The sequence below is a fragment of the Pseudidiomarina insulisalsae genome, assembly GCF_003987065.1.
GTDB lineage: Bacteria > Pseudomonadota > Gammaproteobacteria > Enterobacterales > Alteromonadaceae > Pseudidiomarina > Pseudidiomarina insulisalsae.
On record NZ_PIPY01000012.1, the window covers coordinates 1 to 14,479 of the forward strand.

At 52.2% G+C, this 14,479-nt stretch carries 13 protein-coding genes; 4 read left to right on the forward strand and 9 right to left on the reverse strand.

Annotated elements, in window-relative coordinates; translation table 11 throughout:
• Positions 1-328: 328 nt before the first annotated feature.
• The 4 genes from pssA to rluD all read right to left on the reverse strand — a co-directional run bounded on the left by pssA (position 329) and on the right by rluD (position 5,567).
• Positions 329-1,156: a CDP-diacylglycerol--serine O-phosphatidyltransferase gene (pssA, locus tag CWI71_RS10855; protein WP_126755292.1), complete on the reverse strand. Its 828-nt coding sequence runs from the start codon at positions 1,154-1,156 to the stop codon at positions 329-331.
• Positions 1,157-1,256: 100 nt separating this feature from the next.
• Complete coding sequence (gene clpB, locus CWI71_RS10860) at positions 1,257-3,830, reverse strand: ATP-dependent chaperone ClpB (protein ID WP_126755293.1); 2,574 nt, start codon at positions 3,828-3,830, stop codon at positions 1,257-1,259.
• A gap of 77 nt (positions 3,831-3,907) precedes the next feature.
• Positions 3,908-4,612, reverse strand: a complete 705-nt coding sequence (gene pgeF, locus CWI71_RS10865) for a peptidoglycan editing factor PgeF (RefSeq protein WP_126755294.1) — start codon at positions 4,610-4,612, stop codon at positions 3,908-3,910.
• Positions 4,599-5,567, reverse strand: a complete 969-nt coding sequence (gene rluD / locus CWI71_RS10870; RefSeq protein ID WP_126755295.1) for a 23S rRNA pseudouridine(1911/1915/1917) synthase RluD — start codon at positions 5,565-5,567, stop codon at positions 4,599-4,601. The genes pgeF and rluD overlap by 14 nt, the downstream gene beginning before the upstream one ends.
• 129 nt (positions 5,568-5,696) lie before the next feature.
• Here rluD and CWI71_RS10875 point away from each other — a divergent pair, with 129 nt between their 5' ends.
• Complete coding sequence (locus tag CWI71_RS10875) at positions 5,697-6,449, forward strand: outer membrane protein assembly factor BamD (RefSeq protein ID WP_126755296.1); 753 nt, start codon at positions 5,697-5,699, stop codon at positions 6,447-6,449.
• Positions 6,450-6,489: 40 nt separating this feature from the next.
• On the opposite strand, the gene glnB is transcribed toward CWI71_RS10875, so the two are convergent.
• The 4 genes from glnB to CWI71_RS10895 form a co-directional block, all read right to left on the reverse strand.
• The gene (glnB, locus tag CWI71_RS10880; protein ID WP_126755297.1) at positions 6,490-6,828 is read right to left on the reverse strand and encodes a nitrogen regulatory protein P-II; all 339 of its coding nucleotides are present in this window, start codon (positions 6,826-6,828) and stop codon (positions 6,490-6,492) included.
• Positions 6,803-8,503 (reverse strand): NAD+ synthase, encoded by a 1,701-nt coding sequence (locus CWI71_RS10885; RefSeq protein WP_126755298.1) that lies wholly within the window; start codon positions 8,501-8,503, stop codon positions 6,803-6,805. Before CWI71_RS10885 ends, glnB begins: the two co-directional genes overlap by 26 nt.
• A 74-nt stretch (positions 8,504-8,577) precedes the next feature.
• Positions 8,578-9,096, reverse strand: coding sequence for a DUF1285 domain-containing protein (locus tag CWI71_RS10890; RefSeq protein ID WP_126755299.1), 519 nt, complete (start codon positions 9,094-9,096; stop codon positions 8,578-8,580).
• Between the two features lies 1 nt (position 9,097).
• Positions 9,098-9,724, reverse strand: a complete 627-nt coding sequence (locus tag CWI71_RS10895; RefSeq protein ID WP_126755300.1) for a LuxR C-terminal-related transcriptional regulator — start codon at positions 9,722-9,724, stop codon at positions 9,098-9,100.
• A 155-nt stretch (positions 9,725-9,879) separates the two neighbouring features.
• On the opposite strand from CWI71_RS10895, the gene CWI71_RS10900 reads away from it, so the two are divergent.
• Both CWI71_RS10900 and pdxH read left to right on the forward strand, forming a co-directional pair.
• Positions 9,880-11,559 (forward strand): amidohydrolase, encoded by a 1,680-nt coding sequence (locus tag CWI71_RS10900; RefSeq protein ID WP_126755301.1) that lies wholly within the window; start codon positions 9,880-9,882, stop codon positions 11,557-11,559.
• Positions 11,560-11,571: 12 nt separating this feature from the next.
• Positions 11,572-12,213 (forward strand): pyridoxamine 5'-phosphate oxidase, encoded by a 642-nt coding sequence (gene pdxH, locus CWI71_RS10905; protein WP_126755302.1) that lies wholly within the window; start codon positions 11,572-11,574, stop codon positions 12,211-12,213.
• On the opposite strand, the gene CWI71_RS10910 is transcribed toward pdxH, so the two are convergent.
• Complete coding sequence (locus tag CWI71_RS10910; RefSeq protein WP_126755303.1) at positions 12,210-13,265, reverse strand: Ldh family oxidoreductase; 1,056 nt, start codon at positions 13,263-13,265, stop codon at positions 12,210-12,212. The genes pdxH and CWI71_RS10910 overlap by 4 nt on opposite strands.
• Positions 13,266-13,349: 84 nt before the next feature.
• Between CWI71_RS10910 and CWI71_RS10915 the strand changes: the two genes are divergently transcribed.
• Positions 13,350-14,384: an ATP-dependent 6-phosphofructokinase gene (locus CWI71_RS10915; protein ID WP_126755304.1), complete on the forward strand. Its 1,035-nt coding sequence runs from the start codon at positions 13,350-13,352 to the stop codon at positions 14,382-14,384.
• Positions 14,385-14,479: the final 95 nt, after the last annotated feature.

Genomic DNA, 14,479 nt, shown 5'->3' on the forward strand with positions numbered 1-14,479 from the left:
TTGTTAAGCACTTTTCCAATCAGTCAGGTGTATCCGAAGATACTGCATCCGAAGATGCTTTTTCTCTGCCTGAATCCGGTAAGTGCCCACACAGTTTGCTTGGCTTGATATATTGTTAAAGAACGTTCGCTTCTTTCTGAAGCGGGATGCGTATTTTACGTCATCCTTTGCCAGCGTCAAGATCCTTTTCGATCTTTTTTTTCAGGCGCTAAGCGCCGCTAGCCGTTATCTCTGGGGCTTTGCCCTCGGTGACAACGGCGGCGAATTATAAGGATCATGAAAGCCGGCGCAAGATCTTTTTTCGAAAAAAGATTTGATCGCTTACTTTTTATTCAGAAGCGCTCTTTTTCTCTTCTTTTTGCGCATCTTTTGAGCTGTTGTCAGTCTCTTTCTCGTCTTCGCAGTCTTCGTCGGTATCGCCAACGACATGTTTGAGTTCCAGCCGCTTCACTGAACGCACCGTCAGAATCGGACCCGATAGCGCATAAATAAAGAAGATACTGAACAAGACCAGTGAAGGCTCGGTCGCAACGACCACAAATGCCAGAACCATCGCCAGAATCACGACAAAGGAAACGCGCCCACGCCAGTCCACATCTTTAAACGAGTGGTAACGGAAGTTACTGACCATAAGCAAGCCAGCACAAATCGTGATAATGGCAGCTAAATAACTAATGGAGCTTGGTTCGATTTCATATTTAGAACCAACCCACACCAGGCCACTGACAATGGCAGCGGCGCTTGGAATTGCCAGGCCCTGGAAATAACGCTTGTCAGAGGTAGCCAGGTTCGTATTGAAGCGTGCAAGTCGCAGTGCCCCACCGGCAACAAATATAAATGCAGCCAGCCAGCCAAATTTACCTAAATCAGATAACGCCCAGTTATACATAACCAGTGCCGGAGCCATACCGAATGAGACGATATCAGCCATACTGTCGTATTCGGCACCAAAGTCGCTCTGGGTATTGGTCATGCGGGCCACCCGGCCGTCCAGGCCATCGAATACCATCGCCACAAAAACAGCAATCGCCGCTGATTCAAACTGATTATTCATTGAGGCGACAATCGCGAAGAACCCCGAGAACAGACCTGCTGTGGTCAGCAAATTAGGTAGTAAAAAGATTCCGCGATTCTTAGTCGATGCGTTATTTGGCATAAAGCTTCCCGATTACAAAAAGTTGAGACCGTGAAGAATAGCATAGCATGCGAGCTGCAATAAATAGCCATTGCAGCCCGCAGCTACCGTTTGCGCTCGATTACTGAGTGATCACTATCGCCTCATCCTGATAATCAACCTTGATTACCTGACCAGGTAGCAACTCGCCTGCCAGCAGTCGTTGCGCCAGAGGGTTCTCGATTTCTTGTTGGATCGCTCGCTTCAACGGGCGTGCGCCAAACACCGGATCAAACCCTGCCGCCGCAAGATGATTTAAGGCTGCGTCGGTTAACTCCAACTGATAATCCCGTTCAGCTAAGCGCTTATGTAAGCGTTGTAACTGAATTTCGGCAATCGAACGGATTTCCGATTTTGCCAGTGGATGGAACACGACGGTTTCATCAACACGGTTGAGGAACTCCGGCCGGAAGTGGTGTTGCAATATTTCCACGACATTGGCCTTCATTTCCTCATAGGTCTGCTCGTGCGCCTTTTCCTGAATGACATCAGAACCCAGATTCGAGGTCATGATGATCACCGTATTACGGAAATCAACCGTACGCCCCTGCCCATCGGTCAGACGTCCATCATCCAGCACCTGCAACAGGATATTGAAGACATCCGGATGCGCTTTTTCAACTTCATCTAATAAGATGACCGAGTACGGACGGCGACGCACAGCTTCAGTCAGGTAACCACCTTCCTCATAGCCTACATAGCCCGGGGGCGCACCGACTAAGCGTGACACAGCATGTTTTTCCATAAACTCAGACATATCAATGCGAACCATTGCATCTTCGGTATCGAATAAAAACGCTGCCAGCGATTTGCACAGTTCCGTTTTACCCACACCGGTAGGGCCGAGGAACAGGAACGAACCAATCGGCCGTTGCGGATCAGCAAGCCCTGCACGTGAACGGCGAATCGCATTCGCGACCGAAGTCACTGCTTCGTCTTGTCCCACCACGCGCCGATGCAACTGACTTTCCATCTGCAGTAATTTCTCGCGCTCACCTTCAAGCATTTTACTCACCGGGATACCAGTCCAGCGCGATAGCACGTCGGCAATCTGCTCCTCAGTCACCTTGTTCTTTAACAGCGTCATCTCCTGATCTTCCGCTTCGACCGCCGCAGCCAGTTGCCGCTCAAGCTCCGGTATTTTGCCGTACTGCAGTTCGGACATGCGGTTCAGATCACCCGCGCGGCGCGCGATATCCAGATCCGTTTTCGCCTGCTCAAGTTGCGCTTTAATATTCTGCGCGCCTTGTACCGCAGTTTTCTCGGACAACCAGACCTCTTCTAACTCGGCATATTTACGCTGTTGCTCCTCGAGCTCTTTCTCCAAGGTTTCCAGGCGCTTTTTGCTGGCTTCATCGTCCTCTTTTTGCAGCGCTTTTTGCTCCAGTTGCAACTGGATAATGCGGCGCTCAAGTCGATCAAGATCTTCCGGCTTCGAGTCAATTTGCATACGGATACTCGACGCAGCTTCATCGATCAGGTCAATGGCTTTGTCAGGCAACTGCCGGTCGCTGATATAGCGATGAGACAGTGTCGCCGCAGCGACAATTGCCGGGTCGGTAATTTGTACAGAGTGGTGCACTTCGTAACGTTCTTTCAGACCGCGCAAAATTGCAATGGTGTCCTCTACTGAAGGCTCATCTACCAGTACCTTCTGGAAACGTCGCTCGAGCGCGGCGTCCTTTTCAATATATTGGCGGTATTCATCCAGTGTCGTCGCACCTACGCAATGAAGCTCGCCGCGGGCAAGGGCTGGCTTGAGCATATTGCCTGCGTCCATGGCACCGTCGGCTTTCCCGGCACCGACCATGGTATGCAGTTCATCAATGAACAGAATAATGCGGCCTTCTTCTTTACTAAGCTCGTTCAGCACGGCTTTCAACCGCTCTTCAAACTCACCGCGGTATTTGGCACCGGCAAGCAGCGCCCCAAGATCGAGCGAGAGCACGCGTTTATGTTTCAGACCTTCGGGAACCTCGCCATTGACAATACGCTGCGCCAAACCTTCGACGATAGCGGTTTTACCAACGCCAGGCTCACCAATCAGTACCGGGTTATTTTTGGTGCGGCGTTGCAGAACCTGAATAGTCCGGCGGATCTCATCATCGCGCCCAATGACGGGGTCAAGCTTGCCCGATTCTGCCCGCTCGGTCAGATCAATGGTGTATTTCGTAAGTGCCTGGCGTTGGTCTTCGGCGCTTTGTTCATTAACATTCTGGCCACCACGCACTTGTTCTATTGCTTGCTCAACTTTGCTACGGGTAATGCCAAGACGCTTGAGAATGTCGCCGAGTTTGCCTTTGTCTTCAGTCGCCGCCAACACAAAAAGCTCTGATGAAATATATTGGTCGTTACGCTTTTGCGCGTACTTATCGCAAAGGTTCAATAAGGTGCCGGTGGCTGACGATGCCTGCACCTCGCCGCCAATACCTTCCACCTGAGGCAGGCTATCGAGTGCTTCACTAAGTGCCGCACGCAGCTGATTGGTATCGACCTGTAAATACGTCAGTAGCGGTCGTAGGGTACCGCCGTCCTGATTTAACAAAGCCTGCATAATATGCACAGGCTCAATATATTGATGGTCACGTCCAAGCGCCAACGACTGCGCATCGGCAATGGCCATCTGGAATTTATTGGTTAATTTGTCGAATCGCATGATTTATAACCTCACATACGCTAATAAGTCCTTGTAGCCTATGTGGGTATAAAATAGACGATTTCAAGCAGGGTAGGCTAAATTTTCCAAATCAGGCTGGCAATGCGGCCACAGTTTCGATCGCGCCGGTAGGAGTCAAAGCGCGGGTCAGAGAAAGTACACAAACCACTTTGCACGACATCAGCAATACCTGACCGTTCAAGCATGCGTTCAGCCAGTAACGGTAGGTCGGCGAGCCAACGGTCGTTATGCGCATGGAAGGTGGCCGAGTCAACCAGTTGCGCAGTCGCAAACGCCTGACGAACTTCGTCGCCGACTTCAAAATAACGCACCGAAATTGCCGGGCCGATATACGCACTAAGTCGTTGCGGAGCAACGGGTAGCTGGGCCAGCGTCGTCGTAATAATGCCCGCCGCCAGACCGCGCCAGCCGGCATGAATAGCAGCAATTACCTGACCGTCGTCACTACAGAGCAGAATCGGCAGGCAATCAGCAGTTAGTACAGCGCAGACCGATGCTGGCTGCTGTGTCCAGATAGCATCGGCTACCGCACCCTGCCGCGCGGTCTCAAACTGAACCACGCGGGTACCGTGGCATTGCGCCAACCATTTTGGCTGCACCGGCAAATGCAAACGCCGCTGTAACTGCCTGCGGTGCCGCAATACAGTCGCCGGGTCGTCGCCGACATGCGCGGCAAGATTACCCGGTTCCGTGGTGGTAGTGACGCAAGCGCGCACGCCCTTTGGTAACACCCATGCCGGGGTAATACTATTCTTCGGCATGGGCGTTGCGGTCGGCGCGCAGTAACTTTACTAACTCGACAAAGTCATCAGGGGTCGGCGCGTCAAACGACAGCCATTCACCGGTTATCGGATGATGCAGCGACAGGCGCGCCGCATGCAATGCCTGACGTTTAAAGCCACGCAGGTAGGCAAGTAACTCCGGGCTGGCATCCTGCGGTGGGCGCGGACGTCCGCCATAGGTGATATCACCCACCAGCGGATGGCGGATATGGGCCATATGTACCCGTATCTGGTGTGTCCGGCCCGTTTCAAGGCGCAGTCGCAGATGGGTATGATTACGAAAACGTTCCACCACACGATAATGGGTCAACGCAGGTTTTCCCATTGCCACCACCGCCATATGCGTGCGCTTCGTCGGATGGCGGCCAATCGGCTCGTCGACATGTCCGCCGGCGGTCATCGCGCCGTTACAGACCGCCTCGTATTCACGAGTGATCTCCCGCTCCTGCATGGCTGCCACGAGATGGGTCTGGGCCGGCAGAGTTTTCGCCACTACCATCAGGCCGGTGGTATCTTTATCGAGGCGATGAATAATTCCGGCACGCGGTACCTGATCAATAGCCGGATAATGATGCAGCAAAGCGTTCAACAAGGTGCCGCTTGGCGTGCCGGCACCGGGGTGTACGACCAGGCCTGCCGGTTTGTTAATCACCATAATGGCGTCATCTTCGTAAACAATATTGAGCCGAATCGGTTGCGCTTCAAACCTTTGTTCTTCAATCAGCTCAGCGGTGACTTCAACGGTCATTCCGGTAATCATTTTTTCGCGGGGCTTATCGACAAGCTTTCCGTCGACCTTTACGCACTGGTCGGTAATCCAGTTTTTTAAGCGCGAGCGCGAGTAATCCGGGAACAACTCCGCGAGCGTCTGGTCCAAGCGTTTGCCATTGCAAGAGGCAGGGACCGTACCAGTTAATTCAATATGTTCACTCATAAAATAAACAATGGACCTGTGAAAGCAGCCAAGGCTGCGATAGAATGCATGCAATTTCGAAGTGAATAGTGTACCTGTTTGGCGCGCTATGCACCAAAACTAAATCAACAGAGATCAGAACAATAACTTATGAAACTGCGTATTAGTTTGCTGTTAGCGCTTACCATCATGCTCGGCGCATGCTCCAGTTCTCCGGATGAAGACTTGTCTGCTGAGGTACTTAACGACGCCGCGTTATTATACGAGCGCGCGCAAGGCAATATTGCCGCGGGTAACTTCAGTAACGCCCAGCGTATTCTGAAACAACACGCCACGCGCTACCCGTTTGGTCCTTATGCCCACCAGGTGCAAATGGACCAGATCTATGTGAACTACAAGCTCGGTGATATCGATAAAGCGCTGGCCGAAGTGGATCGCTTTATGCAGTTAAACCCGAATCACCCGAACCTTGATTATGTTATGTACATGCGTGGCTTGATCAATCAGCGCGCAGACGCGAACGTGATTCAGGAAATGGTCGGTATTGATCGTTCTGACCGCGACCCCAGCAAGGCTGAGCAAGCGTTCAATGATTTCTCAACTTTGTTACGCCGCTTTCCTGACTCTAAATATGCGGCCGACGCGAAGCAGCGGATGATCGCTATTAAAAGCCGTCTGGCAAAGTATGAAATTGCCGTAGCAGAGTATTACATGAAGCGTGATGCCTGGTTGGCAGCGGCAAATCGCGGTAAGTATGTTCTGGAAAACTATCCTGATGTGCCACAAACGGAACAAGCGCTGGCGATTATGATGGAAAGTTATGACGTGCTGGGGCTGGAAGAGTTACGTGACAGTGCCCGCGCGACCCTTGAGACAAACTTCCCGGGCAGCCGCTATTTGTAAGCCGCCGAGAAGTTCTTAATAGTTCAAACTGACGCCGTGATTACACGGCGTCTTCGTTTTCCTCACCGGTGCGGATACGAATCACCCGCTCAATGGTACTGACAAAAATCTTACCATCACCGATTTTACCCGTCTGCGCGGTTTCCATAATTGCATCGATACAATCTTCGACCTGATCGTCAGCGACAACAATTTCAAGTTTTACCTTAGGCAAGAAGTCGACCATGTATTCGGCGCCGCGATACAGCTCGGTGTGACCTTTCTGGCGGCCAAAACCTTTGACTTCAGTGACCGTCATGCCGGCAATACCAACCTCAGACAGGGCTTCGCGCACATCGTCAAGTTTAAACGGCTTAATGATTGCTTCGATTTTTTTCATTTGCTGCCTCTAAGGTTAACTCCCGCTCTAATTCATAGCGAAAATGATTGGTAATAGGATAGCGTCTATCTTTCGCAAAATTCCGCGCGGTAATCTTCGGGCCCACGGCGGCTTGTTGGCGCTTGTATTCATTAATATCAATCAGACGCACAACACGCAAGACATCCGCATGAGTAAAGCCGGCATCAATAATTTCATTGGGCGACCAGTCATGCTCAACATAAAGACTGATAATGCGATCTAAACTTTCGTAATCCGGCAGCGTGTCCTGATCCTTCTGGCCCGGCGCCAGCTCGGCCGACGGCGGCCGGTCAATTACCCGCTGTGGGATCACGTCAATGTCAGACCGGTCATTAAGATATTGCGCCAGTGCATAAACCATCATCTTCGGCACGTCTTTGATCGGGGCGAAACCGCCGCACATATCCCCGTAAAGGGTACAGTAACCCACGGCCAGTTCGCTCTTGTTGCCGGTGGTTAATACCAGTGAGCGAGTTTTATTCGAAATAGCCATTAATATTACGCCGCGCGCCCGTGCCTGCAGGTTTTCTTCGGTGCTATCCGGCGCGTAGCCCGCCAGTTGCGGGGCCAACTGCTTAATGAAGCTTTCGTAAATCGGTTCAATAGCGATGACATCATAGCGTACGCCAAGGGTTTCAGCCTGTTGCTGGGCATCCTCAAGGCTCATTTTTGAGGTGTAACGAAACGGCATCATCACCGCATGTACAGCCTCTGCTCCCAGGGCTTCCACGGCCAGAGCCAGCGTCAGGGCCGAATCAATACCACCGGATAAACCAAGGGTAACCCCGGTAAAGCCATTTTTGTACACATAATCACGAATCGACAGCACCAGTGCTTGGTGAATTTGCTGGTAGCGAAGCTGTTCTTGTTCAGCTTTGCTCTGCGGCTCCGGACGAGGAGCGAACCTTTCGTCCAGCGGACGTATACCGGTCGCGTCGAAGCGCACCAGCGCGCAGCAAGGCTCACAATGCGGTAACTCAACAACCAGCTCACCGTCACTGTCGACCACCAGAGAGTGGCCATCAAATACCAGCTCATCGTGGCCGCCACAATTATTGACGTACATGATCGGGCAGCCGCTTTCGTGTACCCGTTGCTGCATGACATGCATGCGCTGCGGATGCTTATCCACTTCGAATGGTGACGCATTAATAGATATCACCCAGTCGACGCCCTCGGCGACAGTACGGGCAAGCGGCTCAGGACGCCAGAGATCTTCACATATGGTCAAACCGATACGGTGCCCCTGCCATTCAAACACGCAGGGCGCGTGGCCCGGGATAAAATAGCGCTGTTCATCAAATACGCCATAATTCGGAAGGCGCTGCTTCTGATAACGCGCCAGACATTTACCGCGGTGCAGCACCGAAACACTATTGAACAGCTCATTGCCAACCCGATGCGGGTGTCCTACGACCGCCACCTGATGCTGCGCCGCATCGGCAATTCGTTGCACGGCGGCATCGACCAGACGCTCGAAATCAGCACGAAACAGTAGATCTTCAGGCGCGTAGCCGGTGATCGCCAGCTCGGGAAAAACGACGATATCAGCGTCTTCTTGCTGACCCAGTACGGACAAAATCGTCTCAGTATTGCGCTTAATTGCGCCAACAGTGAAGTCGAGTTGCGCGATGGCAACCGTAATCGGTTTCATAGAGTGTATTTACCTCTGCGCTTATTTAAGCTGCGCATAATATAGCAGGCGCCCGCAGCGAGCAAATCAAGAACTTAGACATAACCCAGCGTAAATACCTCGCTGCCGCTGCGTAACCGGGCGGTGCCGGACGCGGAATCGATCTCAGCAATCTCTGCCCACTGGTAATAAACGTTACGGTGTATTTTCGCCAGCAGACCATGATCAAGTTGAATATAAGGCAGGTCTTCTTTTAAAACTAAAGGATAATCTGCGGACAGCGGATATTTGCTATCAATATTGGTCGTCACCTGAATAACCGTCTGGTTATCGGCCGCAACACGCTGCCACTGGGTAACAATAAGCGGTGCATCTGCCACCGATATTTTTACTTTCTCGACAGGCGTCACTAAAAAGTGCTCGCCATCTTTGCAGATTAAAACAGACGCGAAAAGTTTGATCAGACGTTGACGTTTTATCGGAGAGTTTTGATAGAACCAGTTGCCCTCCCCGTCGATATGCAATGGAATTTCACCGCAATATTGCGGGTCCCACTGCTCGGTCGGGGCATGGTGACGCAGTTCTAAAGATTCTAGAAGCTGCTTTAATTGCATGTTAACTTACCAGGCGTTTCTGTCGTAAAAGGTACCATAAGGTCGCCTCAGTGCGGTTAGAGACCTTGATAGCTTTAAAGATAGCAGATAAGTGAACCCGGATGGTACCTTCGGTGATACCCAGAATCGTCGCAATTTCTTTATTCGAAAGTCCTTGCGCCAGAAGCTGCATGATCTCGAGTTGCCGCGGCGATAAGAAACTCTCAGCTTGAGCGCTGCGCGGAGCAATTTCAGTCAGCCGCGATTCATCAGGAACATAACGATCATTTTTTAGCAGGGCCCGCACTGCGTACTTAGCGTCTTCCGAGGAGGAATCTTTAGGCAGATAACTGCGGACGCCCGCACTCAATGCCTGCCGGATTTCCGACATAGGTCGCGACCAACAAAACAGAACCACATGAGCAGTAGGTGCGTATTTCTTGATAAATGCTAAAGTGGGCCGCAGTTCGGCGTCAGGTAAGTCGATATCGAGAAAGATTAAATTATACTGACTGGTATGCTTTAAATAGTCAGTTGCAAGCTCAAAGTTGGGGGCCTCGAAGATGGCCAGTTCGGAGCAGTAGCTCGTGCATAAGTGGATCAGGCCGGCGCGAGTGAAAAACTGTGGATCGATTATTAGAATTTTCATGGCGTTCTGCACTCTTACTGAGTTAAGTACCAAAGTGAAGTTAGTCTACACCTAAAAATAGTGTAAAAAAATTAAGTTAACGTTTTAGTTGTAAATAAATATAAATATCAAACAAGTAATACGAATATAGTTATAAACCCTACAGAGAGTAAACTATGAGAATTGTTTTAACCTTGTTAGCTACTGTGTTTAGCTTAGTCGTTTGTTCAGTAAATGCACAAACGAAACTCTATTTTAATTTACAAGGCTATACTCTAACCGGCGAGCCCGGGAACAACGCCGAGCTTCGCGAGTTCAACGCCCTGCTGGTGCAAGACGGTAAGGTTGCAGCGGTGGGCGACGCTCAAGAACTACAAGAGCTTTACTCCGTCGCCGCGGCAGATAAAGTAAACCTGAACGGTAAAACAGTATTACCCGGCATTATTGATGCCCATGGTCATATGCTCGGCTTAGGTGAAAATCTCATGCAGGTTGACCTGCGCAATGCTCGCTCTGAAACAGAAGCGGTCAAGCAGGTGGTCGACTTCGCCGCCACCGAAATGGGCCCCTGGGTAATTGGTCGGGGCTGGAATCAGGAGAACTGGTCTGCCAAGCGCTTTCCTACTGTCGCCAGTCTTGATGAGTTTGTCAGCGACCGTCCGGTATGGCTGACCCGGGTGGATGGCCATGCCGGCTGGGCCAACAGCAAAGCGCTGGAACTTGCCGGTATCACCGCAGACACGGTCAGCCCTGAAGGCGGTGAAATTATTCGCGACGCGAACGGTGAACCGACCGGTGTGCTGATTGATAACGCAATGGCGTTGGTGGAGAGCAAAATTCCAGCCAAGGATGCCGACTATCATCGTCGTGCGTTAAAGGCAGCATTTGATCACCTGGTATCTGAAGGTATTACCGGCGTACATGATGCCGGTATTGATGCGCTCAACCTGGAGGTGTACCAGGAACTAGCGCAGGCGCAGCAAATGCCGGTACGCGTTTACGCGATGCTAAGCGCTACTGAGCCGAAACTGCCACAATTGCTTGAACAAGGTGCGATTACCACTGCAGATGATCGCCTGACAGTACGCAGCGTGAAAATTTATACCGACGGTGCGCTTGGTAGTCGCGGCGCAGCCCTGATTGAACCTTATCATGACGACCCAAATAATCGTGGTTTGTTGGTCACCCAACCCGGCGCCATTGAGGCGCTCTTTGAGTTGGTCATCCCACACGGCTTCCAAATCAATATTCACGCCATCGGTGACCGGGCGAACCGTATCGCGCTCGACAAGTTTGCAAAGACCTTCGCCACCATTGGCGGACGCAATTTACGCCATCGTGTTGAGCATGCACAAGTCGTTCACCCGGACGATATTCCGCGCTTTAAAGCGCTCGACATTATCGCCTCAATGCAGCCGACTCATGCCACCTCTGACAAGAACATGGCAGAAGACCGTCTAGGTAAAGCTCGTATGGCGGGTGCCTATGCCTGGCAGACCTTTTTAGAACAGGGCACTATTATTGCTGCAGGTTCAGATTTTCCGGTTGAGTTATCCAACCCGTTCTTCGGTGTGCACGCCGCTGTGACGCGTCAGGACCGCGACGATCAGCCCAAAGGTGGCTGGTATGCGCATGAGGCAATGACCTTAGAGCAGGCGCTGCGTGCTTTCACACTTGACGCCGCCTATGCCTCAGGCCAGGAACAGGTACTTGGTAGTCTGGAGCCGGGCAAATGGGCCGATTTTATTGTTCTGGATCAAGATCCTTTTGCCGTGAGCGACGATAAACTATGGCAGGCCGATGTCCTGGCCACTTATGTTGCCGGGGAAGCGGTTTATCAGCGCAATCAAGAGTAGGAAACAAGCACTATGAAGTTACACGACGAACGTCGGGATTATGAGCGCGCGCAACTGCGTCGCAGTGTTTTGCGCGCCGACCCTTTCCAGCAGTTTGGGCAATGGTTCGAAAGCGCAAAAGAAAGTGGCTTGCTGGCTGATCCGACAGCCTTTACCCTGGCTACGGTCAACGCGTTGGGCCAGCCTCACCAGCGCATCGTGTTACTGAAAGACTTCGATCAGCAAGGCTTTGTTTTTTTCACTAACTATGCCAGTCAAAAAGGCGATGACATTGCTGCCAATGACCGCGTGGCTATGCATTTTGCCTGGCTGCAACTCGAGCAGCAGGTGCGCATTGAAGGCCGCGCCAGCAAGGTCACCCGCGAGGTAAGTGAGGCATACTTTCACAGCCGCCCGCGCGCCAGCCAGTTAGGCGCATTGGCATCGGCGCAAAGCTCGCCCATTGCTAGCCGGGACGAGCTGGAGCAACGCTATCATGAGCTGACATCAGACTATGAAGGCGAACAGGTTCCGATGCCCGACAGCTGGGGCGGCTATCGCATTGAGCCACAATTCTTTGAGTTCTGGCAAGGTGGAAAATACCGTTTGCATGACCGCTTCACTTATACCCGCCAGGCAAACGGTGAGTGGGTTATCGAACGCCTGCAGCCCTAGGGCAACGGCTCATCACAAAATTCAGCGCACCACTGCAACTGACGCCAGGTGGCTGCGCTGTAACTGATGCCTTCAGCTAATTGCTGCTGCCGCGTTGCCAGTGCACCAGCACCGGGCACTCGAACGGGTTTCTTAGGATCAATAGGCTCGGCCTTTTTAACTGCCGTCACTAACTGACTGGCCTGTTGGGCAAAAGCGCCGGGCTCACTGATGGCAGTTGGGTCAACCACCTGTAGCCACACGGTATTGGCATCGCCATCTTCCGCAGCCGCGTCTTCGCGGCCGTAATCGCTCAGGCCGAGGGTCCAGAATTCGCTGAACAGATTTAAGCCGGTTCCTTTATAGCCCAGTTGCTCGCCGCCCAGACTCGCCAGCACACTCGGCGGATCTGCCACAAAGGTCGCTGGATCGCAGGTATAATCCCCTGCGGCAGTAATCAGCGCCGGGTACGGCAACTGGCGTTCTTCAGCCAGCGCCGTACGAACCTTACCTGCCGCCGTCATCGACAAACTCATATCCAGCAGTACCGGTTCTTGCAACGTCGGAACACCAATAGCAAAAGGATTCGGCGAGAAACAGGCTGACTTTGCGCCAAAAGGCGCGACGACCTGCTGCGCGGGCGTACTGCACATCATTTGTATCAACATGCCGGCATCCGTCGCCTGCTCAAGATAAACAGCCAATGCCGCAACATGTTGCGCCCGGCGCACGACAAGAGTTCCGGTACCATAGTCACGAGCCATCTGCATAGCCCTCTCCACCGCCCGGGGCAATACGTATAAGCCGGAAAGTAACTGCGCGTCCCACAGTTCAATGGCCGCGCGACGTTTTACTACCTCTGGCGCGCCGTGACCTTTGGTATGCCCGCGCTGTAAAGCCTGTAGGTTGTAGCGCAAGCGCAATAAGCCGTGGGTGCGAAAACCAAGAAGATCGCCGGCCACCAGATGTTCCGCCATCGCCGTCGCCACGTCCCCGCTTGCGCCTTGTTTGCGCAAACAACGTGTGGCCCAGGCCTGCATTGCCTCTGCTGAAGGCTTTTTTTCTATTGTCATCAACTCGATCGCTTGTTATTCGTAATTAGTTCGATAAGCTTACCAAATAACTTAGGACACACAATGCACAGGAGTAAGGGATACGTGTCTGCGACAAAAAAAATAAAAAGAATTGGTGTACTGACAAGTGGCGGTGACGCCCCAGGGATGAATGCAGCACTGCGCGCCGTGGTGTTGGCAGCGGAACATTACGGCATTGAAACCGTCGCTTTCCGGCACGGCTATCAGGGCTTACTTGATAATGATCATGTTGTCCTGCAGGCAAAAGACGTGCTGCATATTCTGCAATATTCCGGCACCATCATTAAAAGTGCGCGCTGCAAACGCTTTAAAGATGCAGCAGCCGCACAGGAAGCTGCGGCAAACCTGGATGCTTTAGCTATTGACGCGCTGGTGATTATTGGCGGCGACGGCTCGTTCCGTGGCGCTGATCATTTGGCCAACCATTGGCAGGGAAAAATTGTTGGCGTGCCGGGCACTATTGATAATGATTTATATGGCACTGATGCCACTATTGGCTATGCCACTGCTGTAAACATCGCGATGGATGCACTGGATAAAATTCGCGATACGGCAGACGCGATGGATCGCGTATTTATTGTTGAAGTCATGGGCCGTGAAGCTGGCTTTATCGGACTTGGCAGCGCCATGGCAGCAGGTGCCGAGCGGATGATTTTACCCGAGCTACAAAAGGACAAGCCACTGACGGTCGCAGCGCTGGTAAAGCACATCAAGCGGGTACAGGAAATTCGCGGTGAAGGCAGCTACGTGATGGTACTGAGCGAGCATCAGTGGCCGGGTGGCGCGGTTGCTTTAGCTGAACAACTTGAAGCCGAGCATCATCTGCCGTGTCGTCCTTGCTTGCTAGGCCATATTCAACGCGGCGGTGCCCCTGCTCCGGCCGACCGCATCCTGGCCTCCGAGCTGGGCGTGCATGCCATCGAATTATTGCTAAACGGCGAGCACCGGGTAATGGCGGGAAAGAAGGCCAATCAGTGCGTGGCAGTACCTTTACCGGACACCTGGCAGAAGAAAAATCCGCTGGATCAGAATCTGCTACGTATTCAGCATGAAATATTTAATCCAGTGAAGAAAGATCGGCGTACAAAAACAGATTGAAAAACGCAGCACAGGTATAGCTTTTCGGGACTTTTGCACAGATAATAGCCCCCCTTTTTTCTATGACCTATGCTGCCCTGTTGCAACGACGGAGG